27 protein-coding genes and 2 tRNA genes are annotated in these 26,554 nt (G+C 69.1%); 13 read left to right on the top strand and 16 right to left on the bottom strand.

The genetic code is table 11. The annotated features are described in order from the left end of the window. Window positions 1-136: 136 nt before the first annotated feature. The 3 genes from AW270_RS04720 to AW270_RS04710 are packed head-to-tail and all read left to right on the top strand — an operon-like array spanning window position 137 to window position 1,626. Window positions 137-493, top strand: coding sequence for a hypothetical protein (locus tag AW270_RS04720; protein WP_061290975.1), 357 nt, complete (start codon window positions 137-139; stop codon window positions 491-493). A 10-nt stretch (window positions 494-503) separates the two neighbouring features. After that, on the top strand, window positions 504-977 hold the full coding sequence (locus AW270_RS04715; RefSeq protein ID WP_245674568.1) for a GntR family transcriptional regulator: 474 nt from the start codon (window positions 504-506) through the stop codon (window positions 975-977). A gap of 55 nt (window positions 978-1,032) precedes the next feature. After that, window positions 1,033-1,626, top strand: coding sequence for an HD domain-containing protein (locus tag AW270_RS04710; RefSeq protein ID WP_061290971.1), 594 nt, complete (start codon window positions 1,033-1,035; stop codon window positions 1,624-1,626). On the opposite strand, the gene AW270_RS04705 is transcribed toward AW270_RS04710, so the two are convergent. Both AW270_RS04705 and AW270_RS04700 read right to left on the bottom strand, forming a co-directional pair. After that, window positions 1,567-2,043 carry an NUDIX hydrolase gene (locus AW270_RS04705; RefSeq protein ID WP_061291462.1) on the bottom strand — a complete coding sequence of 159 codons (477 nt, stop codon included), beginning with the start codon at window positions 2,041-2,043 and terminating at the stop codon, window positions 1,567-1,569. The two genes, AW270_RS04710 and AW270_RS04705, sit on opposite strands and share 60 nt — an antisense overlap. 2 nt (window positions 2,044-2,045) lie before the next feature. After that, window positions 2,046-2,786, bottom strand: a complete 741-nt coding sequence (locus tag AW270_RS04700) for a DUF5919 domain-containing protein (RefSeq protein ID WP_061290969.1) — start codon at window positions 2,784-2,786, stop codon at window positions 2,046-2,048. 150 nt (window positions 2,787-2,936) lie between these two features. Here AW270_RS04700 and AW270_RS38475 point away from each other — a divergent pair, with 150 nt between their 5' ends. After that, window positions 2,937-3,149 carry a hypothetical protein gene (locus tag AW270_RS38475; RefSeq protein ID WP_157521694.1) on the top strand — a complete coding sequence of 71 codons (213 nt, stop codon included), beginning with the start codon at window positions 2,937-2,939 and terminating at the stop codon, window positions 3,147-3,149. Between the two features lie 180 nt (window positions 3,150-3,329). On the opposite strand, the gene AW270_RS04690 is transcribed toward AW270_RS38475, so the two are convergent. Beyond that, window positions 3,330-3,698, bottom strand: coding sequence for a winged helix-turn-helix domain-containing protein (locus tag AW270_RS04690; RefSeq protein WP_061291460.1), 369 nt, complete (start codon window positions 3,696-3,698; stop codon window positions 3,330-3,332). Window positions 3,699-3,804: 106 nt separating this feature from the next. On the opposite strand from AW270_RS04690, the gene AW270_RS04685 reads away from it, so the two are divergent. The 7 genes from AW270_RS04685 (at window position 3,805) to AW270_RS04660 (ending at window position 9,090) form a co-directional block, all read left to right on the top strand. Then, complete coding sequence (locus tag AW270_RS04685) at window positions 3,805-4,143, top strand: SCO3933 family regulatory protein (RefSeq protein ID WP_061290966.1); 339 nt, start codon at window positions 3,805-3,807, stop codon at window positions 4,141-4,143. Beyond that, window positions 4,136-5,449 (top strand): FtsK/SpoIIIE domain-containing protein, encoded by a 1,314-nt coding sequence (locus AW270_RS04680; RefSeq protein WP_061290965.1) that lies wholly within the window; start codon window positions 4,136-4,138, stop codon window positions 5,447-5,449. The genes AW270_RS04685 and AW270_RS04680 overlap by 8 nt, the downstream gene beginning before the upstream one ends. 15 nt (window positions 5,450-5,464) lie before the next feature. After that, window positions 5,465-6,091 (top strand): DUF2637 domain-containing protein, encoded by a 627-nt coding sequence (locus tag AW270_RS04675; protein ID WP_061290963.1) that lies wholly within the window; start codon window positions 5,465-5,467, stop codon window positions 6,089-6,091. Window positions 6,092-6,108: 17 nt separating this feature from the next. Continuing rightward, window positions 6,109-6,231: a hypothetical protein gene (locus tag AW270_RS41720; RefSeq protein WP_275477746.1), complete on the top strand. Its 123-nt coding sequence runs from the start codon at window positions 6,109-6,111 to the stop codon at window positions 6,229-6,231. A gap of 95 nt (window positions 6,232-6,326) precedes the next feature. Then, window positions 6,327-7,700: a replication initiator gene (locus tag AW270_RS04670; protein ID WP_061290961.1), complete on the top strand. Its 1,374-nt coding sequence runs from the start codon at window positions 6,327-6,329 to the stop codon at window positions 7,698-7,700. Then, window positions 7,697-7,882, top strand: coding sequence for a helix-turn-helix domain-containing protein (locus tag AW270_RS04665; RefSeq protein ID WP_061290959.1), 186 nt, complete (start codon window positions 7,697-7,699; stop codon window positions 7,880-7,882). The genes AW270_RS04670 and AW270_RS04665 overlap by 4 nt, the downstream gene beginning before the upstream one ends. Beyond that, window positions 7,879-9,090 carry a site-specific integrase gene (locus AW270_RS04660; RefSeq protein WP_061290957.1) on the top strand — a complete coding sequence of 404 codons (1,212 nt, stop codon included), beginning with the start codon at window positions 7,879-7,881 and terminating at the stop codon, window positions 9,088-9,090. Before AW270_RS04665 ends, AW270_RS04660 begins: the two co-directional genes overlap by 4 nt. Window positions 9,091-9,166: 76 nt before the next feature. Here AW270_RS04660 and AW270_RS04655 read toward each other — a convergent pair. The 9 genes from AW270_RS04655 to topA all read right to left on the bottom strand — a co-directional run bounded on the left by AW270_RS04655 (window position 9,167) and on the right by topA (window position 21,098). After that, window positions 9,167-9,240: transfer RNA gene (locus AW270_RS04655), tRNA-Thr, on the bottom strand. Window positions 9,241-9,298: 58 nt separating this feature from the next. Further along, window positions 9,299-10,750, bottom strand: a complete 1,452-nt coding sequence (locus AW270_RS04650) for an alpha/beta hydrolase (protein ID WP_245674567.1) — start codon at window positions 10,748-10,750, stop codon at window positions 9,299-9,301. Continuing rightward, complete coding sequence (locus tag AW270_RS04645; protein WP_245674579.1) at window positions 10,747-11,562, bottom strand: PSP1 domain-containing protein; 816 nt, start codon at window positions 11,560-11,562, stop codon at window positions 10,747-10,749. Before AW270_RS04645 ends, AW270_RS04650 begins: the two co-directional genes overlap by 4 nt. Before the next feature lie 65 nt (window positions 11,563-11,627). Next, window positions 11,628-12,962 (bottom strand): hypothetical protein, encoded by a 1,335-nt coding sequence (locus AW270_RS04640; RefSeq protein WP_061290953.1) that lies wholly within the window; start codon window positions 12,960-12,962, stop codon window positions 11,628-11,630. Continuing rightward, complete coding sequence (locus tag AW270_RS04635; RefSeq protein ID WP_061290952.1) at window positions 12,959-13,486, bottom strand: SigE family RNA polymerase sigma factor; 528 nt, start codon at window positions 13,484-13,486, stop codon at window positions 12,959-12,961. The genes AW270_RS04640 and AW270_RS04635 overlap by 4 nt, the downstream gene beginning before the upstream one ends. Window positions 13,487-13,524: 38 nt before the next feature. Beyond that, entirely contained in the window at window positions 13,525-14,706 is a 1,182-nt protein-coding gene (locus AW270_RS04630) for a DNA polymerase III subunit delta' (protein WP_061290950.1), read from the bottom strand. Between the two features lie 9 nt (window positions 14,707-14,715). Continuing rightward, window positions 14,716-16,746 carry a dTMP kinase gene (gene tmk / locus AW270_RS04625; protein WP_061290948.1) on the bottom strand — a complete coding sequence of 677 codons (2,031 nt, stop codon included), beginning with the start codon at window positions 16,744-16,746 and terminating at the stop codon, window positions 14,716-14,718. A 164-nt stretch (window positions 16,747-16,910) separates the two neighbouring features. Then, a complete protein-coding gene (locus tag AW270_RS04620; RefSeq protein WP_061290945.1) occupies window positions 16,911-18,161 on the bottom strand; it encodes a metallophosphoesterase in 1,251 nt (416 codons plus the stop codon). Window positions 18,162-18,362: 201 nt separating this feature from the next. Beyond that, window positions 18,363-21,098 (bottom strand): type I DNA topoisomerase, encoded by a 2,736-nt coding sequence (topA, locus tag AW270_RS04615; RefSeq protein ID WP_061290943.1) that lies wholly within the window; start codon window positions 21,096-21,098, stop codon window positions 18,363-18,365. Window positions 21,099-21,309: 211 nt separating this feature from the next. On the opposite strand from topA, the gene AW270_RS41015 reads away from it, so the two are divergent. Then, window positions 21,310-21,477 carry a DUF5703 family protein gene (locus AW270_RS41015; protein ID WP_439649040.1) on the top strand — a complete coding sequence of 56 codons (168 nt, stop codon included), beginning with the start codon at window positions 21,310-21,312 and terminating at the stop codon, window positions 21,475-21,477. A gap of 138 nt (window positions 21,478-21,615) precedes the next feature. Here the strand turns inward: AW270_RS41015 and AW270_RS04605 are convergent, their stop codons facing one another. The 3 genes from AW270_RS04605 to AW270_RS04595 form a co-directional block, all read right to left on the bottom strand. Continuing rightward, window positions 21,616-23,535 (bottom strand): chaplin family protein, encoded by a 1,920-nt coding sequence (locus tag AW270_RS04605; RefSeq protein WP_082801295.1) that lies wholly within the window; start codon window positions 23,533-23,535, stop codon window positions 21,616-21,618. Between the two features lie 196 nt (window positions 23,536-23,731). After that, window positions 23,732-24,136: a hypothetical protein gene (locus AW270_RS04600; protein WP_245674566.1), complete on the bottom strand. Its 405-nt coding sequence runs from the start codon at window positions 24,134-24,136 to the stop codon at window positions 23,732-23,734. 229 nt (window positions 24,137-24,365) lie between these two features. After that, complete coding sequence (locus tag AW270_RS04595; protein WP_061290935.1) at window positions 24,366-25,664, bottom strand: M20/M25/M40 family metallo-hydrolase; 1,299 nt, start codon at window positions 25,662-25,664, stop codon at window positions 24,366-24,368. A 131-nt stretch (window positions 25,665-25,795) separates the two neighbouring features. Between AW270_RS04595 and AW270_RS04590 the strand changes: the two genes are divergently transcribed. Next, window positions 25,796-25,881, top strand: a tRNA-Leu gene (locus tag AW270_RS04590). A 189-nt stretch (window positions 25,882-26,070) separates the two neighbouring features. Here AW270_RS04590 and AW270_RS04585 read toward each other — a convergent pair. Then, window positions 26,071-26,469, bottom strand: a complete 399-nt coding sequence (locus AW270_RS04585) for a VOC family protein (protein WP_061290933.1) — start codon at window positions 26,467-26,469, stop codon at window positions 26,071-26,073. Between the last annotated feature and the right edge of the window lie 85 nt (window positions 26,470-26,554).

The following is a 26,554-nucleotide window of genomic DNA, read 5'->3' as shown; positions in this document are numbered from 1 at the left end:
CGGTCATCGTCTCCCGATGACGCTAGCACGAGACGTCCCTAGACGTCCCTCAGTCGTGGTGTAGAGGTTCCCTACTCACGACGGAAGCTCTTCCGACAGGTACGGCAACCCACCCCGTCACGGAGGGGCACGACCGATGAAGAGCAGAAATGCCCTGAAAGCAGAACACGAGACGGAACTTCAGAAGGCGGCGTTAACCAAACTCTCGGCCGAGTTGACACCTCGCGGGCTCATCACGGTTCTGATCGTCGACCAGACGGGACGTGCCGCCCTGGAGGTCCTGGACGCCCGCTTCCGCCCTCGGCGGGTGTACGCGCACCTCCCCTTCCGTTGGTTCTACTGGGGCGAGGAGAAAGACGAGCGCGCTTCGCTGTTGCAGATACCCCAGGCCGCCGACCAAATCGAAGCGGCTGCCCGCGCCGGCTGGCGTGAGGGCGAACAGGGGGACATCTCGACGGACCTGTCAAAAATCGCCGATGCTTACCGCCAATAGCGTCGACCACGTGGACAAGTCGCGATGGTTGACCGGCGGTCGCGTTCACCTGAAGCTCACGGCGGTCCTCCGCGACCGGATCACCACCGGGGTCTATCCGGCCGGGTCCCGGCTGCCCTCCGAGAACGCCTTGAGCACGGAGTTCAAGATAGCGCGCACGACCATACGCCGGGCCTTGGCAGCCCTGGAGGCGGAGGAACTGCTCGTCACGATCCCCTCCAAGGGACGTCTCGTCTCCGCCCGGCCGCCGGTCCAGTCTCCCTACCAGTACCGCCTCATCGCAGAAGAGTTGCGCGTCTCGATAGAGAGCGGCGATCTGGCCGAGGGTACGGCGCTGCCCAGTGAGACGACGCTCTGCAAGCGATACACCGCCTCACGGAACACCGTCCGGCATGCCTTGGGCGTCCTGGAGCGCGAGAGCTTGATAGAGCCGCGCCAGGGACGGGGCTGGTTCGTCCGGCGCCAAGAGAGCGAGACGTCCTAGGACGTCTGGTCCTCCCTCATGGCCGCAACCAGGGAAGCCTTCGTACGGTGAAGGCGTGGAGCATTCCAAATGGGCATATGACCTGGCCAAAGACCTTCTCGCCGAGGCATTGCCGACACGGTGGGCGCACACTAAGGGCGTCGGCGACCGGGCGCGCTCGCTGGCACCGATCCTGGGGTCGGAGGCTGATTTGCTCGTCGCCGCTGCGCTGCTCCACGACATCGGGTACGCGCCCAAGCTGGTCGTCACGGGCTTCCACCCGCTGGACGGAGCGCGCTACCTCCGCGACGTCGCGAATGCAGACGACCGGCTGAGCCGCCTGGTCGCCCACCACTCGTGCGCTGTCAACGAAGCCGCCGAACGCGCCCTGTTTGACGAACTCACATCCGAGTTCGACAAGGAACGCCCCGAGCTGGTTGACGCCCTGACCTACTGCGACATGACCACCGGCCCGGACGGCCGGCACCTCGACGTACACGACCGGCTTGCCGAGATCCACTCACGCTACGGGGCCGACCACCTAGTCTCGCGCTCGATCACGACCTCAACGCCATGCATCCTGGCCTCAGTCGCGGCGGTCCACGCGGCTCTAGCCGATGTGCGGCTTCCCGGCGGCGGACAGGAAATGACCGATCCGCAGACGCATTGAGCGGTCCATCGTCAGCCCGTCGACCTCATCGCGAGTCACCCACCGAACCTCCCGTGACTCGTCACTCGGCGTCGGCTCCCCGCTGACGGCCCGGCCGGTGAGCACGATGGAGAACTCCTGCCGCGCTTCTCCGTTGCTGGTGTAGAAGATCACATGCCTGGGATCGGTGTACGTGCCGACCAGTCCCGTGATCTCACACAGGACACCGGTCTCCTCCAACGTCTCCCGGATCCCGGCCGCAGGTAGGGACTCGCCGAGGTCGATCGCCCCACCGGGGACGGCCCAGTTGTCGTTGTCGGTACGCCGGATCATCAGGATGTCGTCGGCGTCGTTGGTCACGACGACGTTGACGGACGGGACGAGACTGTTGGGCGCTGGCGCGTCCGGGTCGTCGTAGTAGTCGATCCGGCGAGACATGATCACGACTCTATCGGGGTGGCCTGCTCCCAGACCCGTTCGAAGCTCTCGATATACGTGCTGACCATGTCGCCCCCGGCCACGTGCCGAAGGTGCATCACCGGCGCTTGGGCGGCCGGAACGCCGTACACGTGAGTGTTTACGAGCAACTGCTCATCAGCTCGATAGATCGAGTTATAGAGAATGGTCGAGTGAAGGCGGATCTCAACGCCGTGCAACCGGCTGATCGGCCGGGCAAGAACGAGCGCGTTCTTGATCCGCGCGGCCATGCCTTCGTCAATGCCCTCGTCTACGCCCCTCTGTCGAACGTGCTCGCTGTCGGGGTCGCCGAGCAGAATCCGGACGCGAGTTCCGACGCCAGCCTTCTCCCCGACGGTCCGCATGATGCCTGGATCGTCGAACAGGAACAGGCCGCTGTACACGAGGACGCCGATCTCTGAGGACGCCTCGGCGAACAGCCGTCCCCACTCGTCCCGAGGCACCGCCCAGCGATGCGGATAGATCCGGACGATCTCGCTCTCCGAGGCGGCCACCACCTGGTCACGGGTGAGAGCGTTGGGCCACAGGTACGCCTCGTCCATCCCCAGATGAGAAGCCACAGCGTAGCGATGCCGTCGATACGGTTCGCGACCCTTGGTGATCCATCGTTCGATGGTCTTGGGGTCCACCTCGATGGCCTCCGCCAGCTCGGCGATGCTCACGCCGCGCTCAAGCAACGCCGCTCGTAGTCGCTCGTTGGCCATCGCACCTGCTCATCGTGAGGGACGTCCAGGGACCCGGTAATGCTATTCCGGACGTCCTGCACACGTCCCGTCGTGTAGTGATCACGTCCCACCCTTCCGGCGCAATCTCGGTATCGCAAGCGACCGACACCAACCGGAAGGAGACACGCTATGACAAACCTGATCACGTCCTCGCCGGACGAGCCTCACCGCTGCGTCTGCGGTGCCCTCCTCGGCCTGGGACAAGACGTCTGCCGCAAGTGTCGAGCACGCGAGACCTTCGCCAAGCGCGAGCGTGGAGCCAAGCGGGCCAAGCGCCGCGCGGCCACCCGCCGGCCGCCGAACGGTCCGCGTCGTGCTCACTCGGCGGGGGTGACGCTCTGATGAGCTCGTTCCCGCTCTTCCTCGCTCTGGTCCTGGCCGCGCTGGTGGCGGTCGGTTACGTGGTCGTCCTGGTCGGCATGCGCCAGGAGGACAGAGTTCGCAAGCTGCCGGTGCAGGCGCCCACCATGTCGGCCGGCTTCGCCCGCCGGGTGGTCGGCTGCCACGTTCGGGACGACGGTCCTAGCCGCGGGGCTTCCTCGGAGGCTTCGCGGCAGGGCCAGACAACGCCACTTCGACCTGTTCCAGCCGCCGCGTCAAGTCGGCGACGGCCGTACGCAGCTTGACCACCTCGGCCCGCAAGTCCTCCTCGGGCGCGGCGTCCCGGTCGTCCCGGACGAACACGCCCTTGCCCTGCTGGCCGACGACGAGGTTCTCGTTCCGCAGGATCCCGACCGCCATCTTCACCACCGACAGCGACGCCTCGTACTGCTCGGCAAGTTGGGCGGTCGACGGCAACGGCGCTCCGGGCGCAAGAGACCCGCCTCGGATCTGCTCGCGCAGGTCGTCGGCGATCTGAAGGTAGCCAGCCCGGCCGGTCTTCTTGACCATCACCGCACATCAGACCACGGAGGTTGGCGAATTGCCAACCATGTTGACAGCCAAGCCGACTAGGTTAACTATGTTGACCACGACGACAAAAAGGAGGTCCTACACCATGCGAGTGATCCCGATCCCCGTCGATGCCGCCCGGCTCACCTTCACCTGCGTGAAGCCGCCCCGTCCCCGCCTGCTCAACAAGGAGACAGGCGAGATCAAGACCGACAAGACCGGCCAGACCGTGTACGAGGTCACGCTGTCGGTCGAAGACACCTTCGACCGCATCGAACTCGTCAAGGTCGCCATGTCCGGCGAACCGACCATCACCCCCGGCGACGAGGTGACCCCCGTCGACATGATCGGCTACGTCTGGGAACTGGCCGGCCGCTGGGGCATCTCCTACCGCGTCACCGGCTTCCGGCCCGCCGCTCCCGCCTTCGGGAGGACCGGTGTCTGACTGGACCTGGCTCGCAGTCCTGACCCTGATCGGGTTGGGACTGTGGGCCTGGCGATGCCTCCACTACCAGTCGTTCTGGTACGCCATCGCCTACCTGCCCACCGCGATCAGCGTCCGCGCCACGTGGCGCAAAGTCGCCCTCGGCTGCGGCCTGACCAAGAAACGCCATTCCTTCTGGTGGACGATCACCCCATCCGCCCTCGTCTCCACCGGCAACGTGTCCGTCCGGCGGCGCTTCCGTCGAGTGGCCGTCGACACCAAGCCATGGATGTGGCTACCGATCCCGACCCGGCACGGCTGGCGCGTGACCCTGCGGCTTCTGGAAGGTCAGGTTCCCTCGGACTACAGCGAAGCGGCCGCCGCTCTCGCCCACGCCTGGGGCGTCCACGCCGTACGTGCCTGGTCCGACAAACCCGGCCGCTTACGCCTCTCGGCCACCCGCCACGACCCCCTCGTCGCCGTCGACCACGTTCCCGCCTCAACTGAGCTGCTCAAAGTCACCGTGGGCCGGTTGGAGACCGGTGCTCCATGGATCGTCGACTTCCGGCTCATCCCGCACTGGCTCAACGCCGGAGCCACCCAATCCGGCAAATCCAACCTCGCCAACGCCCTGATCGCCGGACTGGCTCGCCAGCCGGTAGCCCTGGTGGGCTTCGACCTCAAAGGCGGGGTCGAGTTCACCCCGTACACACCTCGGCTGTCGGCCCTGGCCACCTCACGCGCCGAGTGCACCGCGCTCCTGGCCGACATCATCGCCCTGATGATCGACCGGATGGGCATGTGCCGCATGGCCGGTGCCCGCAACATCTGGCACCTCCCACCCGCCGTCCGGCCCGTACCCGTCGTCGTCCTGGTCGACGAACTCGCCGAGCTCTACCTCATGGCCGACAAGAACGAGAAAGACGACGTCGCCCGCATCTCCACCGCCCTGCTGCGCGTCGCCCAACTCGGCCGCGCCTTCGGCATCTACCTGTTCTGCTCAGGTCAGCGCATCGGCGCTGACCTCGGCCCCGGCGTCACCGCCCTGCGCGCCCAATGCTCCGGACGCGTCTGCCACCGGGTCAACGACCCGGAGACCGCGAACATGACCCTCGGCGACCTGGACCCGGCCGCACTCGACTCGGCCCGAACCATCCCAGCCTCAACCCCCGGCGTCGCCATCGTCGCCTCCGACGACGGCCAGTGGTACCGCGCCCGCTCCTTCTACGTCAGCGAAGCCGCCGCCGAACACGCCGCCCACACCTACGCCCACCTGACCCCCGACTGGAACCAGCTTATCCACGCCGAACCGATCCCCGTCCCGTAGCGAAGGGAGGACCCGATGCGACGACACACCGCCTGGCTGCTGGACTCCGGCCCCGTAGCCGTCCTAGCCCTGATCGCCGGAGCGGGCTCCTTCACCCACATCCGAGACACCGCCGTCGAACACGGCCAGACCGGCTGGATGGCCTGGGCCGTCGCCGTGTGCATCGACCTCACGTGCGTCATGGCCGCCCGCGAACGCCAACGCGACAAACGAACCGGACGGTCCCAGGACAGCCGGGTCACCTGGCCAACCCTCATCCTGACCGGCGGCATCGTCCTGTCCCTGGCCGCCAACCTGCAACAAGCCGATCCCACCGCCTGGGGCTGGATCACCGCCGCCACACCCGCCGGCGCCTTCCTCGTCGCGGTCTCCATGCTCGAACGCCGCGCCCACGCCCCGACCGCCGAACCGACACCCGCCCTCGTCCTGGCCGTCCCGGACGACCAACCCGCCGAAGACGAAACCCCCGCCGGTCCCGGACCGTCCGCCGCGCTACTCGACTACGCCCGCCGTGTCGCCACCGAACACCTGACCCGACACGGCAAGCCCATCACCCGCGACGTCCTACGCGGACGGCTGGGCGTCTCCAACCAACTCGCCTCAGACCTGCTACGCGCCCTACGCGCCGAACCCGCCCAGTGAACGGAGGTGATGCCTCTGTGGACGAACCGCTCCCCGTGATCCATTACCGCTGCTGCACCTGCGCAGGAACCGGCCTGACCAGCGACGGCGAACGCTGCCACGACTGCGACGGAACCGGGATCGACAACTACGGCGCCTGACGCGCCGACGCCTCCGGCCTGGCCGCACATCCGCCAAGACAAGCGCCAGGTCGGAGGCCCTCCCCTCACCCGAACGAGTGAAAGGAGCCTCCATCATGCCTCGAACCGAAAGGAACGCCCATGCCATCGCGGGCACGATCACCCGCCTGAACGCTCCGGACTATGACCGCTGGGCGGCTCAGATCCGCCGGACCGGCGGCTGTTGCCAGCCCATCCACCTTCGTGGCCGCGTCGACCACCGGCACGCCACCACTGGTGCTCTCCTCCGCCGCTACACCACTCGCACCGAACCTGATGGCGTCCTGCGCTTGCCGTGCAAGACCCGGCGCGCTTCCCGCTGCGCGGCCTGTGCCGAGACCTATCGAGCGGACACCTATCACCTCATCCGCGCCGGCCTTATCGGCGGCAAAGGTGTCCCGACCTCGGTGAGCACCCACCCGTGTCTCTTCGTCACTCTCACCGCCCCCTCCTTCGGCGCCGTCCACGCGCGCCGACAGATGAACGGCAAGCCCCGGCCTTGCCACCCCCGGCGTGACGCTGAGACTTGCCCGCACGACACCGTCATGTCCTGCACGATCAAGCACCATCCGGACGACGGTCGACTCGGCGAACCGCTCTGCCCGAGCTGCTACGACTACACCGGCTCCGTGCTCTTCAACGCGCTCGCCTCAACGCTGTGGAAGCGCTTCGCCGACTCCCTGCGCTGGCATCTCGCCCATGGCCACGCCCTGACGATCAAGGCCATGAGAGACGAACTCGTCGTCTCCTTCGCCAAGGTCGCTGAGTATCAGCGACGTGGTGTCATCCATCTCCACGCGCTGATCCGCCTCGACGGGCCGGATGGTCCTTCGACCCCTCCCCCGATGTGGGCCACCGCAGACGCCCTGGCCGAAGCTGTCAGAGCTGCGGCGCGAGCCGTCCACGTAGCCTCCCCATCGTCGCCCGATCAGACGAGCCGCCTGCTGGGCTGGGGCGATCAGCTCGACATCCGACCCGTCACATTGGCTGGCGAACTGACCGAACAGGCTGTCGCCGGTTACGTCGCCAAGTACGCCACCAAGGCCGCCGAGTGTGTCGGCACCCTCGACCGGCCCATACGCATCACAGACGACCTCGACGCCCTTCCCGTCAGCACACACGCCCGACGCCTGATCGCCGAGTGCCTCCGGCTGGCGTACCTCGATGGACTGGCTGACCTGCGGCTCGGCCAGTGGGCGCACATGCTCGGCTATCGGGGCCACTTCTCGACTCGATCCCGGCTCTTCTCCCTGACGCTCGGTGACATCAGAGCGGCGAGAGAGCGCTTCGTTCACACCGAGGAGTGCACCCGCGAGCACCTGATGGGCATCCCGGAAGACGACGTGGTCAAAGTCGCCGACTGGCATTACGTCGGCCGTGGGTTCACCGCCGCTGATGCCCTGGTGTCCGCGTCCCTCGTCGGCTCCCGCGCTCGGCGTGGTGCCCGATGACGCCGCTCCTGCTCACCGTGCCCGAGGCGGCCGAAGCCCTGGCCATCTCGCGCAGCAAGCTCTACCAGCTCATGGCCTCTGGAGCCGTCGACTCCATCCGCATCGACGGCTGCCGCCGCATTCCCCTCGCAGCCCTCCACCTCTACATCCTCAGCCTGACCGACAAGGAGACCGCAGCATGACTAGGACCCCGGCGGACGACAAGCAGCCCCGCAAGCGGACCACCCCGAAGGTGCGCGACGGCGTGGTCAAGCGCGGAAAGACCTGGTCCTACGTCATCCGCGTCAAGGACAACGAGACCGGCGAGAGCAAGCCGAAGTGGGTCGGCGGCTTCGCGACCGAGGACGCCGCCAAAGCAGCCCGGGATGAGGCACGGGTCAAGGCCCGGCGCGGCGAATACGTCGACCGCAACACCATCACCGTCACCGAGTATCTGACCGACTGGTTGGACGCGCACGCCATGGAGATCAAGCCGCGCACCCTGGACGACTACCGCAACTGCATCAGGCTGTACGTCACTCCCCGGATCGGAAGCATGCGTCTACAAGCCATCCGCCCGACCACCCTGACCAAGCTCTACCGGGACCTGTCCACGACCGGTGGCCGCACCGGTCGCGGCCTGGCCGCCGCCACGGTCACCCACCTCCACGCCGTACTCCGTAAGGCATTCCGGGACGCCGTTGAGGTCGACCAGCTTCTCGACAGCAGCCCCGCCGACCGCGCCAAGCGTCCGAGAGCGGAGTACGCCGAACCCGGCACCATCTGGACCAGACCGCAACTCCGCGCCTTCCTCGCCGTGGCCGCCGTCCACAGGCTCTTCGCCTTCTTACACCTCGCCGCCTACACGGGCGCCCGTCGCGGTGAGTTGCTGAACCTGCGCTGGGCCGACGTCGATCTCGAAGGCATGCAGATCACCATCACGGGCTCCGCGACGATGATCAAAGGCGAGCGCATAGAAGGCACCACCAAGAGTGGCCGATCCCGAGTCGTCAGCATCGACCCGGCGACGGTCACAGCCCTGCGAGAGCACCGCAAGCGTCAGGCCGCCGATCAACTCCAGGCGGGAGAGAACTGGCGCGGTACGGGTGACTACGTCTTCACGACCGGCTGGGGCGAGCCGATCTATCCCGACACCGTCACGGCTCTCATGTCCAAGCTGATCAAGGCGTCTAGAGAAGCAGGAACCCCGCTTCCCCACGCCCGGCTTCACGACCTCCGCCACATCCACGCAACCACGCTGCTCCTGGCCGGCGTCCCCGTCCACGTGGTGGCTGCCCGCCTCGGCCACGCCGACCCCGCGATCACCTTGCGGGTCTACGCTCACGTCGTCCGTCAGGCCGAAGCCTCGGCCGCCGACATCTTCGCCAAGGCCCTCGCCGAAGCCTGTTAGCACCAGTGTTAGCAAGATCCAGAAACGACAAAGGCCCTCGACCGGGAAATACCAGGTCAAGGGCCTTATTCGTAAGAGCCGCCTTGGGGAATCGAACCCCAGACCTACGCATTACGAGTGCGTCGCTCTGGCCGACTGAGCTAAGGCGGCATGCCGACAAGCGGCATGCCCTACTGTACAGCCTCCGGCCCCCAGTCCGCGCCCACGATCAACACCGGGTCCCCTCGGCGGGCACCGTGAGATCCACGAAGTAGGCGTCGACAGCCTTGTCCACACAGGAGGACCCGCTCTTGTACGCCGTATGCCCGTCCCCGTCATACGACAGCAGAACCCCCGACTCCAGCTCGGACGCCAGCCCCTGAGCCCACTCATAAGGCGTGGCCGGATCCCGGGTGGTCCCCACGACAAGAATGGGCGCCGCCCCCGCCCCGGTGATCCGCAGATCGGCCTCGTCGGACCGGGCAGGCCAGTAAGCGCAGGCCAAGCTGTCCCACATCACAAAGGGCCCGAACCGCGGCGCCACCTCGGCAGCCCCCTTGGCCGCCGCCTCGTAGGCGGCCACATCGGTAGGAAAGGCATGGTCAACGCAGTTGACCGCCTTGTTGGCCTCGGTCTGGTTGGTCCACGACCCGTCCATCCGCCGCCCGAGCAGCACATCGGCCATCCGCAGCAGCTGGCTCCCGTCCCCCGCGAACGCTTCCTTCAGCGCCCCCCGCAGCACCTCCCACGACCCCCGGTCGTAGAGCGGAGTGATCACCCCGAAGCCCGCCCACGTGTCGTTGATCACCCGCGAGTCGGCCTGGTTCCGCAGGGGCAGCAGGTCGGCCCGCTGCAGCAGCCGGGAGATCTCGTCGAGGGCCCCGTCGACGGTCCGGGACGAGAACGGGCAGTCGTCGACGGTGAAGCAGTCGGCGACGAAGGCCCGCATCGCGACCTCGAACCCCTTGGCCTGCACCTCGTTCAGCTCCAGGGCCGAGACCCGGGGATCGACGGCCCCGTCGAGGACGAGCGCCCGCACCCGGTCGGGGAACAGCTGCGCGTACACCGCGCCGAGGTAGGTCCCGTAGGACTTCCCGAGGTAGGTCAGCTTCTCGTCGCCCAGGGCCTCCCGCAGCCGGTCCATGTCCCGGGCCGCGTCGGCCGTGCCGAGGTGGGGCAGCAGCGAACCGGCGTTCTTCTCACACCCGGCCGCGAACGACTTGGCCCCCGCGACGAACGCCTCCGTCTCCTCAGGGGTGTCCGGCGTCATGTCGAGAGACAGGTAGGACTCCAGGTCGGCCTCGGACAGGCACCGCACCGGCGTCGACTCTCCCACGCCCCGGGGGTCGAACCCGATCAGGTCGAACCGCTCCAGCAGCGTCTGGGAGACGGGCGCCTGCCCGACGTAGTCGATCCCCGAGCCGCCGGGGCCGCCCGGGTTGACCAGCAGTGACCCGATCCGGTCGCCCGTGGCCGCCTTCTTCGCGACGGCGATCTTGATCTTCTGGCCGTCGGGCTTGTCGTAGTCGAGCGGTACGGCCAGCGACGCGCACTCCAGGCCCTCCAGGCACGGCGTCCACGACAGCGTCTGATCGTCGGCCGACGACGACGCCACCGGCGGCTCGGCCGGCGCCGAACAGGCGGCGGCCAGCAGCGTCAACGCCAGGACCAGGCGCCTCACGACGATTCGTAGGTTTCGTCGTACGCCTTGCGCGGCCCGCAGACGCTCGCCTTGGAGCACGCGCAGCGCCGGCCGCCGTCGTTGAGCCGCACGATCACCGAGTCGGACGGCACGTTGTGCCCGACCACCACCCCGGCGCCCTCCGGCGTGTCCACGGCCAGCCCCACCCGTGGCGCTCCGGCGCGGAACTCCTGGTAGAGCGGGTGTTCGAACTTCAGGCAGCACATCAACCGGCCGCACGCCCCGGCGATCCGCAGCGGGTTGACCGGAAGGTCCTGGTCTTTCGCCATACGTACGGAAACGGGTTCGAAGTCCTTCAGGAAGGTCGCGCAGCACAGGTCGCGCCCGCACGGCCCGATCCCGCCCTGGAGCCGGGCCTCGTCTCGCGGCCCGATCTGCCGCAGTTCCACCCGGGCCCGGAGGTTGCGGGCGAGGTCGCGGACCAGCGCGCGGAAGTCGACCCGGTGGGGGGCCGAGAAGTAGACCGTGTAGACGTTGTCGGCGTCGAGGTAGTCGACGCCGACGACCTTCATCGGCAGCTCGTGGCGCTTGATCAGGCGCTTGGACACGCTCCGGGCCTCCGCGCGGCGGCGCTTGTTGGACTCGTCGCGGGTGAGGTGCTCCTCACCGGCCGGGCCGCCGCAGACGGGCAGGCCCTCGACCTCGTCGGACACCCACTGGGGGGCCCAGATCGTCTCGGCGACCTCGAAACCCGCATCGGTCGGCACGAGGACCCGGTCGCCCACCTTCGGCGAGTGACCACCCGGATCGAGGTAGTACAACCGCCCGTATCGGGTGAAGCTCACGGCCATCATCATGCCCAAGGGAGCCCGGCCTCCTCGTGTGGTTGCGCCTCACGCCACCCTACGCGCCCTCTTTACCAGGCAACCACTCCGTCCATGACCCGGCCGGGAATGTCCACCACCTTTCTGTACGCATTCCCGGACACGACGCCGATCTCCAGTTCGTTCTGGACGAGCATCTGCGCACCCCCGGCCGCCAGGTCGAGCAGCCGGATCCACCCACGGCCCTGATAGAGGGTCTCGACCGGCGAGCCGTCACTCGCGTCGAAGGCCATGATCGCGGCCTCGGGATCGTCCAGCCGCGCCGTCCCGGTGCCCACCCCGGCGATCAACCGGGTGCCGTCGGCGGACATCCGCACGCCGTAGACCTCGACCTTCGCCCCGTCGAGCTGGGCCGACAGCTCCAGACGCCGGGGCGCGGCGCCGGGCCGGGCGGTGTCGACCATGTACACCTCGGAGGAGTCGGGACAGTCCAGCGTCCACGACTGGGTGTCCGAGATCCGGCCGTCGGCCTGTGAGGCGTGGAACCGGCACGAACTGAAGCTCCGCAGTGTGTCCTGCGGCGCGGACGGCACGATCGTGGGCGACGGAGGCCGGACCTCGGCGTCGGCCTGCGGAGACGCGGGCGACGGGACGATCTCCGCTTCCTCCGACACCGCGCCCGGAGACGGCGAGGCGAACACCCTGATGTCGGCCGTCGAACCCGGCTCGCTGATGATCGTGAAGGGTCCGCCCGCCGTCATGGGCAGATACGCGATCTTCGAACCGTCCTCGTTCGTCGAGATCGACGTGAACCCGGCCGCCGGCCCGGCCGACAGCGTCTGGGCGGTCCCCGACTGGACGTCGGCGACCACGACGAGCCCCGCACTCGTCGCGTCGGCCGCGCAGGGCACCGCGCCGAAGACGACCTTCGTCCCGTCACCGCTCACCGTGAAGGCGCTGAACCGGTTCCCGTCCGGTGGACGGACGGGCAGCTCGGCCGGCGGTCCGGCCTGGCCGTCGCCGTCCACGGAGAATCGGACGATCTTGCTGGTGCAGAACCCGGGGCCGCTCATGGTCGCGTAGAAGGTCCGATTGTCGGGAGCGGCGTGCACCTGACCGTACGTCCACCCGCCGTCCGCCCCGACCCGGTCGATCTCCGCGCCGTCGGCCACCCCCCGGACGATCAGCGCCGACTGCGTCCGCGTCTCGACGATGAACCGGGGAGCCGTCGTGGTCGCCACCGTCTGGTCCAGCGCCCCCCGCGTCCCCACCACGGTCCCGATGATCGCCACCCCGACCGCCAGCGCCGCCACGACCGGCGTCAGGAACGGCTTCCTGGCCCTCTCCAGGCGGAGCTCGGACACGGCGGAGATCGTCTCGCCCGCGGCGGCCGTCGCGTCCTTCAGACGGGAAATGACGTCGTTCATGCGTTCTCCCCAAGAATGCGCCCTAGCGCGTCGAGCGCCCGGGAAGTGGTGGATTTGACGGTCCCCCGGCTGACCCCCATCGCGTGGGCGGCCTCCTCCTCGGACAGCTCGGCGTAGTAGCGCAGCACTAGCGCCTCCCGCTGCCGCCGGGGCAGCCGGTGCAGGGCCTCCAGCACCTCCCGGCGCTCCGCCCCGAGCAACGCGGCCGACTCGGCCGACCAGACGGGTGGGTCGTAGGCCCCCGCGAACCACGACGGCAACCGTCTTCGCCGCAGCGTGCTGCGCGCGTTGTTCAGCACCGAACTGCGCAGATAAGGCAGCGCCGCCGCCGGATCACGCAGCAGCCGCCACCGGCGGTGCAGACCGAGGAAGGAGTCCTGGACGACGTCCTCCGCGCTCTCCCGGTCTCCGAGCATGATCAGGGCGAGCCTGGTCAGCCCGAGCGCGTGCTCCTCGTAGAGGAGGCTGATCGCCTCGTCCCGGTCGCCGGGGGAGAGCGCGATGTCCACCGTTTCGGCCTGCATGCTTCAGAGACGTCCGGGACCCTCCGAGGTTGCTCGGCTCAGCCGCCGGGTTTCCACAGGGTGAGCGTCAGCGCCTCGACCGCGATCTGCGGGTTCACGTTGGCGGCCAGCCGCTCCCGGCAGCGCATGATCGCGTCGGTGCGCTTCAGGGTGTCCTCCGGCCGCGACGCCCGCGCGACGGCTTCGAGCTCGGCCCGCCGGTCGCCGTTGGCCAGCTCGACCGGCGCCCCGAACTGCACCGCCAGCACGTCGCGGTAGAACGCCATGAGGTCGAGCAGCGCGGTGTCGAGCGACTCGCGCTTGATCCGGGTGGCCCGCGACTTCTGCGCCGTCTCCAGCTCCTTCAGCGCGCCCGCGCCGCCGCGCACCAGCCCCCGGTTGAGCCCCTTCCCGGTCGAGCCCTCGCCGTAGATGGCCCGCAGCGCGGAGATCTCCGACTCGTTGAGCTCGGCGGTGGCCGCCTCGGCGTCCTCGTCGGCGGTCTTCACCAGCTTCTCGGCCGCGGCGATGCACTCACCGACGTTGGTCAGGCTCTTGGGAATCGTCAGTACGGCTTCGCGCCGCCCCCTGGCCGACTCGTCGAGCGCCAGCCGTCTGGCCCGAGCCAGATCGCCCTGCGCGGCCCGGGCGACCGACTCGGCCACCCCCGGCGGCACGTCGTGCCTGGTCATCAGGGCGTGGGCGACGGCCTGGGACGACGGCGTCACCAGGGTCACCACCCGGCAGCGCGACCGGATGGTGATGATCATGTCGTCGGGCGCGGGGGCGCAGAGCAGCCAGACCGTGCGCGGCGGGGGTTCCTCGATGGCCTTCAGCAGGGCGTTGGCGGCCTGTTCGGTGGCCCGGTCGGCGTCGTCGAACAGGACCACCCGCCAGCGGCCCATCGTCGACCGCCCGGCGGCCCGGAGAATGAGCTCGCGGGTCTGCTTGACGCCGTACGAGAGACCCTGCGGACGCACCGACTCCAGGTCGGGATGGGACCCCACCATCACCTGGTGGCACGCGTCGCAGTGGCCGCACCCCCGGTCGGGGCAGAGCAGGGCGGCGGCGAAGGCCTTGGCGGCGTCGAAGCGGCCGGAACCGGGCGGACCGGTGAACAGCCAGGCGTGGGTCATGCCCGCGCCCCGGCCCCCGTCGAGCACGTCGGCGGCAGCGGCGGCGGCCTGGCGCAGGACCGTCGCGGCCTGTTCCTGGCCGACGAGGTCATCGAACACGTCCACCAGGAAAGGCTAGTCCTTGATGGCGGGCATCGTTCCGGTGTTGGCCTCGGTCTCCAGCGGCACCGGATCGGGCAGCACCTCGCGGACCCGATCCTGAATCAATCGTGACACCTCGGGCTGGGTGAGCGTGCCGTCGACGACGAAGTAGCGCTCGGGGTCGCGGGCGGCCAGCGCGCGGAACTCCTTGCGGACCCGCTCGTGGAAGTCGAGCGGCTCCGACTCGATCCGGTCGGCCGGGTGGGCGTGCCGGCGCAGGCCCACCGACGGCGGGACGTCGACCAGCACGGTCAGATGGGGCACCAGCCCCCCGGTGGCCCAGGCGTTGACCTGGGCGACCTCGTCGGCCCCGAGGACCCGCCCCGCGCCCTGGTAGGCCAGCGACGAGTCGACGTAGCGGTCACAGACGACCATCGACCCACGGGTCAGCGCCGGCCGGATGACCTTCTCGACGTGTTCGGCCCGGTCGGCGGCGTAGAGCAGCGTCTCGGCGTGGGCCGACAGCCCCTGGTGGGCCGAGTCGAGCAGGATGGCCCGCAGCCGCATGCCGACCTTGGTCGACCCCGGCTCCCGCGTCTGGACGACGTCGAACCCCTGGTCGCGCAGCCAGATCGCGAGCAACCGCGACTGGGTGGTCTTGCCGGAGCCCTCACCGCCCTCGAAGGCGATGAACATGCCCGGGACCTCCGCCGGGGGCTCGGCCCCGAACGGCTCGCCGCGCAGCGCCGCCACCACATCAACCCGGAGCGGCACCTCGGGACGGTCGTCCATCCGCCGCAGCGAGACGACGCCGATCGCCACGGCCGCCACGGCCGCGGCGAGCAGCACCAGGTTGGCCCCGTTGAAGCCGTAGGTCAGGCCGTTGACGGTCAGCTGGTGGTCGCCGAAGAACCCGCCCACCAGGGCGGCCACCGCGACCACGCCCAGGAACACCACCCGGGAGACGGCGTGGAGGAAGTCGACCGGCGGCCGGCCCTCGGCCTCCACCTCGACCATGGTGAAGCCGATGATCCAGGCGACCCCGGCGAACACCCCGGCGACGAAGGTCAGCACGACCACGATCACCAGGTTGTGGATCAGCGCGATGCCCGCCAGCGTCAGCCCGGCCAGGATGATCGCGAGCGCGAAGAACCGCTTGCGCGACAGCTCCTTCAGCCACCGCAGCCCGAAGTAGGAGCCCAGGGCCGCCCCGACGAACACGGCGCAGAAGAGCGAGGCGTATCCGGCCTCACCGGCGCGGAGCACGTCGACGTAGGCCCGCCCGACGGCGACCACGACGGAGACCGCCGCGAACACGCCGATCATGCCGATGTAGAGCCGCTTGACGGCGCTGTTCGCCGTCGCGAGCCGCCACCCGGCGCTGAGCTGGGTCAGCACCGACGGCTTGGGCGCGCCGCCCGCGTTGCGCAGATCGAGGGTGAACACCAGCGCGGCGGTCGCGAGGTAGCTGAGCCCGGCCACCACGATCATGATCTTGCCGCCCGCGCCCCCGAACCCGGGCGCGATCGCCGTCAGGACGTTGACCAGCCCCGCCACCAGGGCGAACAGCAAGGCCGCCACGGGCGCCATGGCATACCAGGCCAGCAGGCCCACCCGCTCGGCGTCGGCCCGGCGCTCGGCCGGGACCAGCCCGGAGACGGCGGCGTCGCGGCCCGCGTTCCACACCAGGGACGCGCACTCGATCAGGAACATGGCCAGGACGAGCCACTGGTAGCCGCCGATGACCAGCGCGAGCAGGATCACCACGAACCGCACCGCGTCGGCGGCGGCCATCGCCAGCCGCCAGTCGACCTTGGAGACCAGCAGTCCGGCCAGCGGCCCGAGCAGCACGGCCGGAAGCAGCTTGGCCAGGAACACCGCGCCGATGGCGAGGCTCTGCCGGGGATAGCCCTCACCCTGGGTGATCGTCCCGGCCAGGGCGGTCAGCGTGATCAGCACGAGCCAATCACCCAGCCCGCCGACTGACATCGCGGTCCACAAACGGCGGAACGGGGCGATGGTCAGCACGTGGGACGGCTTACGGGCCCGGCCGGGGGTGCTCATGGTGTCAGCGTATCCAGGTGCTCGCTGCGGGTGGGGGGTGGAGCGGGCCGGTTTGCCCCGGCTGCTCATCGCCTGAGGGTATTACGAACCGCGTGGTGCCGCAGTAGTCATGCGCGTTCCCCCCGACTTGGACGGGAGCGCCAACCTGACGCCGCGCTCCCACGTCAGCCCCGTTCCAGCTCGATGAAGGTGATCTCGGGCGGCGCCCCGACCCGGACCGGCGGCCCCCAGAAACCGGCGCCTCTGGTGACGTAGATCTGCATCTCGCCGATCGTGCCGAGACCGCGGACCACGGGCTGCTGGAGCGGCACGATCCGGTCGAAGGGCACCATCTGGCCGCCGTGGGTGTGGCCGGAGAGCTGGAGGTCGACGCCCCACTCCGCCGCCTGCACGCCGACGACCGGCTGGTGGGCCAGCAGAACCGTCGGCAGCTCCGGAGGGCGGCCGTTGAGGGCGGCGTTGAGGTCGGGCCCCGCCTGCATGGTCGCGCCGTTGACGTCGTTGACCCCGGCGAGCGTGAACGCCGCGACGCCGTCGCGGTAGACCGACAGCCGCTCGTTGGCCAGAGTGCGGATGCCGTAGCCGCGCAGGGTCTCGATCCACTCGTAGGGGCCGTCTTCGATGTAGTACTCGTGGTTGCCGGTCACGAAGTAGGTGCCCTGATGGGCCTTGATATGGGTGAGCGGGGCGGCCAGCCGGCCGAGCTCCCGCACGCTCCCGTCGACCAGGTCGCCCACGATGGCCACGATGTCGGCGTTGAGCCGGTTGATCCCCTCGACGATGCGCTCGGTGTGGCCGATGTCCGTCAGCGGGCCGAGATGGATGTCGCTGACCAGGGCGATCCGCACGCCGTTGGCCCGGGGGTCGAGGTTCGGCAGCTTGATCTTCACGGACTCGCGGACCGGATCGCCCAGGGCCGTCTCGATCCCGAACCCGACGATCGTGCCCGCCCCGACCCCGGCGACGACGGCGGCCGTGCGGTTGATGAACAGCCGCCGGTCGGGCCTTTTGGGCGGCTCGACGACGTCTTCGACGTGGATCTCGATCTTCTTCGGCCCGAACGTCGAGCCCACCGTGGCCGGGACGACCTTGGGCGGCGGCGCGACCTTGACCGGGTCACCCTTGAAGACGCGGTTGAGGATCAGCCGGGGGATCTCCAGCGCCAGGCAGATCAGCGTCAGGTAGAACATGACCGCGACCCAGATGAACCCGGGCCAGGCCAGCACGTGGACGATCCACGACGACGACATCCGGCTGCCGACCAGCGCCACGAGCAGCAGCACCAGCAGCAGGACCAGCACCCCGGTCAGCACCCACCGGGCCCACCCCGGCCGCGTCGTCTGCCGGACCAGCCGCCGATAGAGGTAGACGTGGACGGCGAGGATCACACCGAACACGACGACGAAAAAACCCACGGATACCCCCTGTCGACCGCGCTCATGCTACGAGCAAAAACCTCGTGAGGCGCGGCCGGGGAGACCGCCTGTGGACAACTTGGCGCCTGTGGACAACCTCAGCCTGCGCGGCGGACCGCGCAGGCTGACAAGCTGTAAAACGCCTGCTCCGCCGCCGGTCGTGATCGGTACCGGCCGGTATCGGCCGGTACCGTCAGACGGCTACTTCGCCTTCGTGTTGGCTCGCGCCGTCGGCTTGGTCGTGGTCGACTTCGCCGCCGCCGTCTTGGCCTTGGCCGCGGTGCCCGTGGTCTTCTTCGCCGGGGCCTTCTTGGCCGGCGCCTTCTTGACCGGGGCCTTCTCCCGCCGCTCGGCGAGCAGCTCGGCCGCGCGCTCGATGGTGATCTCCTCGACCGTGTCGCCCTTGCGCAGCGACGCGTTCGTCTCGCCGTCGGTCACGTAGGGCCCGAACCGGCCCTCCTTGACCACGACCGGCTTCTTCGACCCGGGGTCCTCGCCCAGTTCGCGCAGCGGCGCGGCGGCGGCCCTGCGGCCCCGCTGCTTCGGCTGTGCGAACACCTCCTTGGCCTGCTCGATCGTCATCGTGAGCAGTTCCTCCTCGGTCGTCAGCGACCGGGAGTCGGTGCCCTTCTTGATGTAGGGACCGAACTTGCCGTTGTGGGCGACGACCTCCTGGCCGTCGATCTCCCCGACCACGCGGGGGATCGTCAGCAGCCGGAGCGCGTCGTCGAGGGTGATCTCCTCGGGGTCCATCGTCTTGAACAGCGAGCTGATGCGCGGCTTCGGCTGGTCGGCCTTCTTGACGCGCTTCTTCGGGCCGTCGGCGGGCTGGGGCTCCTCGGGGAGCACCTCGGTCACGTAGTGGCCGTAGGGCCCGTTGCGCACCCAGATCGAGTGGCCGGTGACCGGGTCGACGCCCAGCTCGCGGGCGCTGGAGGGCTGGGCGAACAGCTCTTCGGCCTTCTCGGCGGTCAGCTCGTCGGGCGTGACGTCGCTCGGCACGTTGACCTTGGAGCCCTCGCGGTCGAGGTAGGTGCCGTAGCGGCCGACCCGGATCACGATGTCGGTTCCCTTGATCGGGAACGAGCTGATCTCCTTGGCGTCGATGTTGCCCAGGTCGCTGACCAGGTCCTTCAGGCCCTCGTCACCGTCGCCGCCGTCGCCGAAGTAGAAGCGCCGCAGCTCCGGCACCCGCTCGGCGCGGTCGTTGGCGATGTCGTCGAGGACCTTCTCCATCTCGGCCGTGAAGTCGTAGTCGACCAGGTTGCCGAAGTGTTGCTCCAGCAGGTTGACCACGGCGAACGCCAGGAACGACGGCACCAGCGCGGTGCCCTTCTTGAACACGTAGCCGCGTTCCAAAATCGTCCCGATGATCGACGCGTAGGTCGACGGCCGCCCGATCTCGCGGTCTTCCAGCTCCTTGACCAGCGACGCCTCGGTGTAGCGGGCCGGCGGCTTGGTCGAGTGGCCCGCCGGGGCGAGCTCCAGGACGTTGACCGCCTGGCCCTCGGCGAGGTTGGGCAGCCGCTTCTCGGAGTCGTCGCGGTCGGTCGACGGGTCGTCGGCGCCTTCGACGTAGGCCTTCAGGAAGCCGTAGAAGGTGATGGTGCGGCCGGTCGCGCTGAACTCGGCCTGCTCGCGGTCGGCCAGGACCTTGACCGAGACCGACTCGCCCTCGGCGTCCTTCATCTGGGAGGCGACGGTGCGCTGCCAGATGAGCTCGTAGAGGCGGAACATGTCGCCGGACAGGCCGGTCTCGCCGGGGGTGCGGAACTCCTCACCCGACGGGCGGATCGCCTCGTGGGCCTCCTGCGCGTTCTTGACCTTGCTCGCGTAGGCCCTCGGCTTGTCGGGCACGTAGGCCGCGCCGTAGAGCTTGATCGCCTGGCTGCGCGCCGCGGCCACGGCGGTCTCCGACAGCGTGATGCTGTCGGTACGCATGTAGGTGATGAACCCGTTCTCGTAGAGCTTCTGGGCCACCTGCATGGTGAACTTCGCCGAGAACCCCAGCTTCCGGCTGGCCTCCTGCTGGAGGGTGGTCGTCCGGAAGGGCGCATAGGGCTTCCTCGTGTACGGCCTGCGCTCGACCGACCGTACGGAATAAGAGGCCCCGTCGAGCCGACCGGCCAGGGCCGTAGCCGCCGCCTGGTCGAGGTGAAGCACGTCTTGCCTGGTCAGACGGCCGTCAGAGCCGAAGTCTCGGCCCTGGGCGACCCGCTTGCCCGCGACGGACAGCAGGGTCGCACCGAACCGGCTGGGATCGTCACTGTCCAGCCCGGTGTCGAAAACGGCGGAGAGGTCCCAGTAGGAGGCGCTCGTGAACGCGATGCGGTCACGCTCCCGCTCGACCACCAGACGCGTCGCGACCGACTGGACGCGACCGGCCGACAGCCCCTGCTTGACCTTCTTCCACAGAACCGGGCTGACCTCGAAACCGTAGAGACGGTCGAGGATGCGCCGGGTCTCCTGCGCGTCGACGAGGCGCAGGTTGAGGTCGCGGGGGTTGGCCACGGCGTCGCGGATCGCCTGCGGGGTGATCTCGTGGAACACCATCCGGTGGACGGGCACCTTCGGCTTCAGGACCTCGCGCAGGTGCCACGCGATGGCCTCGCCCTCGCGGTCCTCGTCCGTCGCGAGGTAGAGCTCGTCGGCCTCTTTCAGGAGCTGCTTCAGCTTCGAGACCTGCGACTTCTTGTCGCTGTTGACGATGTAGAGCGGTTCGAAGTCGTCGTCGACGTTCACGCCGAGCTTGGCCCAGGCCTGGCTCGCGTACTCCTCCGGGATCGTGTCGCCCTTGCCCGGAAGATCGCGGATGTGGCCGATGCTGGACTCGACGACGTAACCGCGCCCGAGGTACCCGGCGATCGTCTTCGCCTTCGCGGGCGACTCGACGATCACCAGGCGGGTTCCGCCGGCGTTGCCGTTGTTCGCTGGCACGCTGCTACCTACCTCGCTGTTCGCTGTCTTATCCCCGTCGGTGTGGGCCTTTCACGGTAACCCGTCACGAGCGGCCCTCCCCCTCGGGCTACCCGGGTGGGCCCCGGTCTGTAACCACCTGGACCCGTTATCCCACGAGGACGCACAATAGAGCCCATCGGACTCCGCCGTCCCCAACGGGAGACTAATCGCTGTGCTCGACTACTCCTACATGGAGCTGTTCCTTCCACGCGGCACATCGCGTGAAGCGGCTCGTCGGCTCCTGACGGAGCACGCCGAATACGGGCATTGGGAACTCGATCGCCTACGTCTCTATTCCGACGGCAGCCGCAGGGTCTGGCTGCGACGGAAGATCATACGCGTGGTCAGCACCCTGTAAACATGGCTTTGCCCGCCCCGGGCCGCGCCCCCGAGACGGGCAAAGCTTTCCCGCCTCCCCCAGCGGGAACCGCCCGGCTGGGGGAGACACCTGATCGCACGCCGCTCAGTCAGCGGCGGCACGTTCTCTTACAGCGACCTACTTGCGACGGCCGAACCGCAGGCGGCGGGCGCCGGCGAACAGGGTCGCGGAGGCGGCGAACATCGCGCCCAGCAGCAGAGCGGCCAGCGAACCGGAGTTCATGCCGGTGATCGAGTCGGGCTGGGCGGCGCTCATCAGGCCGAGGCCGCCGACGGGCAGGGCCGAGGCGGCCGAACCGAGCGAACCGGCGACCGGCAGCCCCTGGGCCGCACCGGTGACCGGGGCGAGCGGGCTGGCCTGCGCGTTCTTACCGGGAGCCTTCTTGCCACCGGTGGCGGCCGGGACGGCCGGCGCGCCGGGCAGACCGGGCAGGGCCGGGAGGCCGAGCATGCCGGGCAGGTCGCCGACCAGCGGCAGACCGGCGGCGCTCATCTTGGTGAGCTGGCGGGCCGAGCTCATCGAGGGCAGGGCGGGCAGCGGGCCGGAGGCCTCCGCCGCGTCGACCTTGCCCCAGCTCTTGGTGAGGTTGTCGTAGCCGTCGCCGCTGGTGTGGTGGACCGAACGGCCCACCCGGCTGCCCCCGAGGCACCCGGCCGCGGCGTCGCCCAGCCCCGCGACGGCGTTGCCGCAGGCGTTGATCGGCGCCGTGATCGGCGCGATGACCTGGTTCCCGGCGAGCACGCCGGACTTCCCATCGGTGCGGTTGCCGCCGCCCCCGGGCCCGCCGTCGGCGGAGACCTCGCCGGTGCAGTGGGCCTCGGCCGCCCCCGCGGCGGCGACGGCGTTGCCGCACGCGTTGATCGGCGCGGTGATCGGCGCGATGACCTGGTTGCCCGCGACGACCCCCGAACGGCCGGAGGTGGTGTTGCCGCCGGCGCCCTTGCCGCCGTTCTTGACCGACGCGCCGCCCTTGCACCCGGCGAACGCCTCGCCGAACAGGGCGACCGCGTTGCCGCAGATGTTGATCGGCGCGGTGATCGGCGCGATGACCTGGTTGCCCGCGACGACCCCCGAACGGCCGTCGGTGGAGTTGCCGCCGGCGCCGGTGCCCGGCGTGGTGTTGGTGGACTCGCTGCCGCCCTTGCATCCGGCCAGCGCGCCCCCGATGGCGTTGCCGCAGACGTTGACGGGCAGGTTGACCGGGGCGATCACCTGGTTGCCGCTGCCGGCCCCGAACCGGCCGTCGGTGTCGTTGCCGGTCGAGCCGGGCTTGCCGGGGCCGTGCTGGTATTTCGGACCGGGGTTGCCGTTGGTCGAGGTCGAGCCGCCCTTGCAGCCCGAGAACGCGTCGCCGAAGACCGCGACGGTGACCCCGCAGACGTTGATCGGCGCGCTGACCGGCGCGATGACCTGGTTGCCGCCGAGCGCGGCCGAGCGGCCCGAAGTGCTGTTGCCGCCGGGGCCGGCTCCGGTGTTCTTGACCGCCGCGCCGCCCTTGCAGCCGGCGACCGCGTCACCGAAGATCGCCACGGCGTTGCCGCAGGCGTTGACGGGGGCGCTGATCGGCGCCGTGACCTGGTTGCCGCCCAGCAGGCTGTTGGCGCCGCTGGTGGTGTTCTTGCCCGCGCCGCCCTGACCGGACGTCTTGACCTCCGAGCCGCCCTTGCACCCGGCGTCGGAGTTGCCGAACAGCGCGATCGCGTTGCCACAGGCGTTGATCGGCGCGCTGACCGGCGCGTTCACCTGGTTGCCGCCCAGGACGCTGCTCTTGCCGGAGGTGCTGCCCTGGATGCCCTTGCCGGCGGTGCCGCTGTTGTCGACCGACGCGCCACCCTTGGACGTCGCGGTCGAACCGCCCGCGACTCCGACGGCGTTGCCGCTCAGGTCGATCGGGAGGGACACCGGCAGGTTGATCTGGTTGCCGCCGCCGACCGAGCTCTGCCCGTCGGTGTCGGCGACAGCGGTGCCCGTGCCGAGGGCCATGACGCCGACCGCGAGAAGTGCCGCGGGGGCAGTGCCCTTCGTCCACGTTCGCATGATGAAGCTCCATTTGTTCTGGGGGTACCTGACAACTCGCGACTGAAGGACTCCAGGCCGAAGACACAGAGGTGCCACAGCGGTGCCTCGGAGCGTCACGAGGATTGGGGAATTCCGCGACTACAGCGCGGAGAGAAGAGATGCCCGCCCGGCTGAGAGCCAGGACACAGGCCAGACCGATCGCCGGATCGCGGGATCAGTCAGGGGAGAAAGACGGGTCGTCCGCCGCTGTGCGGACGACCGGGGGAACCACGGCCGCCAGGGGAACAGGCGGAGCCGCGGGACGCGGCCCCGCGAAGGACCGTGTGACATCCCCGAAATGGATCGAGCCGCCGCCGTTCGGGGGAACGAGACCGTTGCCCTGAGAATGCTCGGCGGAGGCGGGAGGAGGCGCGACCGGCGCGGACGAGCTGGTCAGCCCGTCGACATTGCGCCCGGCCATGGCCTGCGCGTCGCCCGCCGTGGGGAACCCGTCGGCGATCTGCACCGACCCGGCGACGACAGGTGAGGGGGCGGGGCCGGTGGAGGCGTGTGCCTCACCGGCGAACCCGAAGACCACTCCGAGCACCCAGCCGACGGTGATCAGACCACCGACGGCCAACAGGCGACTCAGCCAGGAAACGGCCGCGAACCGCGCCATCCGAGCTTCCCGGCCCCCGGCCGGGACGGCCGCGCCCTCATGCCGGTCAACGACGGACGCGAACGCCCCTCGCTGAACACGCGGCATGCGGAACACGCGACCTCCCAGGTGCCGTCGAGCCGCCCAGTGCGGATCAACCCCTCAACGCTGGGTAACTTTACAGCCACACCAAGTGATCGCAACCGGATACTCAGGAGTAGTCCAGGAACCGATCAAGCACGCGCACCCCAAACTGGAGCGAATCGACCGGCACCCTCTCGTCCACGCCATGGAACATCCCAGAGAAGTCCAGGTCAGCGGGGAGCTTGAGCGGAGCGAAACCGAATCCGCGAATTCCCAGGCGGGTGAACGCCTTGAGGTCCGTACCGCCCGAGAGCATGTAGGGAACGGCCCGCGCGCCCGGATCCTCCTGTTCGAGCGCGTCGGCCATGGCCTTGACCAGCCGTCCGTCGAACGAGGTCTCGACGGCGATGTCGTGATAGTCGAACTCGCGGGTGACGTTGGGCCCGAGGAGCTCGTCGATGGTCCGGAAGAAGTCCTCTTCCTCGCCGGGCAGAAATCGTCCGTCGACCCGGGCCGTGGCGGTCTGCGGGATGACGTTGGCCTTGTACCCCGACTCCAGCATCGTCGGGTTGGTGGTGTTGCGGAGCGTGGCCCCGACCATCCGGGCGAGCGGCCCCAGCTTGGCGACCGCGGCCTCGGCGCTCTCGGCCTCGATCTCGATGTCGAAGGCCTCCTTGAAGAACGACCGGACCGTCGGCGTGATGCGGATGGGCCACTCGTAGCGGCCGAGACGCGCGAGGGCCTCCGACAGCTCGGTGATGGCGTTCTCGTGGTTCAGCATCGACCCGTGGCCCGCCCGCCCGGTGGCGGTCAGCTTCATCCAGGCGATGCCCTTCTCGGCCGCCTCGATGAGGTAGAGACGCTTGTTCTCCGCCACGGTGACACTGAACCCGCCCACCTCCCCGATCGCCTCGGTGGCCCCCTCGAAGACGTGCGGGTGCTTGTCGACGAGCCACTGAGCGCCGTAGGAGCCCCCGGCCTCCTCGTCGGCGGTGAAGATGAGGACGATGTCCCGTTCGGGCCGCCGGCCCTCACTGAGTCGCTTGCGGACGGTGGCGAGGATCATGGCGTCCATGTCCTTCATGTCCACCGCCCCCCGCCCCCAGACGCAGCCGTCGGCGATCTCCCCCGACAGGGGATGATGCCGCCAGTCCTCGGCCCGGAAGGGGACGACGTCGAGGTGCCCGTGCAGGATCAGCCCGTCCCGCGAGCTGTCGGTGCCCTCGATCCGCGCGACGACGTTCGCCCGCTTCGAATCGCTTTCCAGGATCGTGGCCTCGATCCCGACCTCCGCCAGCTTCTCCGCCACGTACTCCGCCGCCGCGCGTTCGCCGGGGCCGCGGTTGTCGCCCGCGTTCGTGGAGTCGATGCGGATCAGTTCCTGGCACAGCGTGACGACGTCGTTCTCGCCGGTGACGGCGGTCATGGCGTTCCTCCAGAGCGGGGTTCGGCTTGCGGGTCCCATCCTGCCGCTTGCATCTCGGGATGAACCACGGGGCGGGGAGTGCTAACCTTTAACAGCCGACGCGGGATGACGAATTCCGCGTGTGGTCACCGGTCCGGGTGGCGGAATAGGCAGACGCGCTAGCTTGAGGTGCTAGTGCCCAGTGATGGGCATGGGGGTTCAAGTCCCCCCTCGGACACAAGCTTTACCCCATGGAGTCCTGGTCAGCCGAAAAGGCGACCAGGACTTTGTTTTGTCCGGACAGGCATGGCCTCCCGCGTCGGACTCGCGGTGCCTAGCCATGGTCCACGGCACGGACGTGACGACGTTCGCGATGTCATAACCGCGCCCGATCTGGAACTGCGCGAAGTGACCACCGCGATCACGGTTACGCGTCCGCCGGATACCAGCGCAGTTCGACCGTGTTGCCGTCCGGGTCCTGGACGTAGAGGGAGACGGCCTCGCCCCGGGCGCCGAACCGGCCCACCGGTCCCTCCAAGACCGTGAACACACCGGACGCGACGACCTCGTCCCAGTCCAGCGGGTCGACCACCAGGCAGATGTGGTCGACGTTCGACTCGCCCCGGGGACGCCGGACCAGGTCGATGATGGTGTCAGAGGTGACCCGGACCGAGGGGAACGGGACCTTCCCGGCTCGCCATTCCTCGGCCCGCACGGGTTCGAGGCCGAGCACTTCGCAGTAGAAGGCCAGCGACCGTTCGACGTCTTCGACGTTGAGGACGAGGTGGTCGAACTCCCTGACCCGCACGGCACCCGTCTTCTTCATGATTTCTCCTGTCGTTTCAGAGCCGGTGACACCTCCACAAGCATTCGCGAATCGGCGGCGGCGACCAAGCCGTCATCGCACTACG

This window comes from Herbidospora cretacea, from assembly GCF_001570605.1.
In the GTDB taxonomy this organism is placed as follows: Bacteria; Actinomycetota; Actinomycetes; order Streptosporangiales; family Streptosporangiaceae; genus Herbidospora; species Herbidospora cretacea.
The sequence above is the reverse complement of the archived record's forward strand: the minus strand, read 5'-3'. Positions and strand labels throughout refer to the sequence as shown.

Excerpts from the sequence above, each read along its gene's own strand:
- AW270_RS04720 (WP_061290975.1), top strand. The coding sequence starts at position 137 with ATGAAGAGCAGAAATGCCCTGAAAGCAGAACACGAGACGGAACTTCAG.
- AW270_RS04705 (WP_061291462.1), bottom strand. The coding sequence starts at position 2,043 with ATGTCTCGCCGGATCGACTACTACGACGACCCGGACGCGCCAGCGCCC.
- AW270_RS04700 (WP_061290969.1), bottom strand. The coding sequence starts at position 2,786 with ATGGCCAACGAGCGACTACGAGCGGCGTTGCTTGAGCGCGGCGTGAGC.
- AW270_RS38475 (WP_157521694.1), top strand. The coding sequence starts at position 2,937 with ATGACAAACCTGATCACGTCCTCGCCGGACGAGCCTCACCGCTGCGTC.
- AW270_RS04690 (WP_061291460.1), bottom strand. The coding sequence starts at position 3,698 with ATGGTCAAGAAGACCGGCCGGGCTGGCTACCTTCAGATCGCCGACGAC.
- AW270_RS04685 (WP_061290966.1), top strand. The coding sequence starts at position 3,805 with ATGCGAGTGATCCCGATCCCCGTCGATGCCGCCCGGCTCACCTTCACC.
- AW270_RS04675 (WP_061290963.1), top strand. The coding sequence starts at position 5,465 with ATGCGACGACACACCGCCTGGCTGCTGGACTCCGGCCCCGTAGCCGTC.
- AW270_RS04670 (WP_061290961.1), top strand. The coding sequence starts at position 6,327 with ATGCCTCGAACCGAAAGGAACGCCCATGCCATCGCGGGCACGATCACC.
- AW270_RS04665 (WP_061290959.1), top strand. The coding sequence starts at position 7,697 with ATGACGCCGCTCCTGCTCACCGTGCCCGAGGCGGCCGAAGCCCTGGCC.
- AW270_RS04660 (WP_061290957.1), top strand. The coding sequence starts at position 7,879 with ATGACTAGGACCCCGGCGGACGACAAGCAGCCCCGCAAGCGGACCACC.
- AW270_RS04645 (WP_245674579.1), bottom strand. The coding sequence starts at position 11,562 with ATGGCCGTGAGCTTCACCCGATACGGGCGGTTGTACTACCTCGATCCG.
- AW270_RS04640 (WP_061290953.1), bottom strand. The coding sequence starts at position 12,962 with ATGAACGACGTCATTTCCCGTCTGAAGGACGCGACGGCCGCCGCGGGC.
- AW270_RS04635 (WP_061290952.1), bottom strand. The coding sequence starts at position 13,486 with ATGCAGGCCGAAACGGTGGACATCGCGCTCTCCCCCGGCGACCGGGAC.
- tmk (WP_061290948.1), bottom strand. The coding sequence starts at position 16,746 with ATGAGCACCCCCGGCCGGGCCCGTAAGCCGTCCCACGTGCTGACCATC.
- AW270_RS41015 (WP_439649040.1), top strand. The coding sequence starts at position 21,310 with ATGGAGCTGTTCCTTCCACGCGGCACATCGCGTGAAGCGGCTCGTCGG.
- AW270_RS04605 (WP_082801295.1), bottom strand. The coding sequence starts at position 23,535 with ATGCGAACGTGGACGAAGGGCACTGCCCCCGCGGCACTTCTCGCGGTC.
- AW270_RS04595 (WP_061290935.1), bottom strand. The coding sequence starts at position 25,664 with ATGACCGCCGTCACCGGCGAGAACGACGTCGTCACGCTGTGCCAGGAA.
- AW270_RS04585 (WP_061290933.1), bottom strand. The coding sequence starts at position 26,469 with ATGAAGAAGACGGGTGCCGTGCGGGTCAGGGAGTTCGACCACCTCGTC.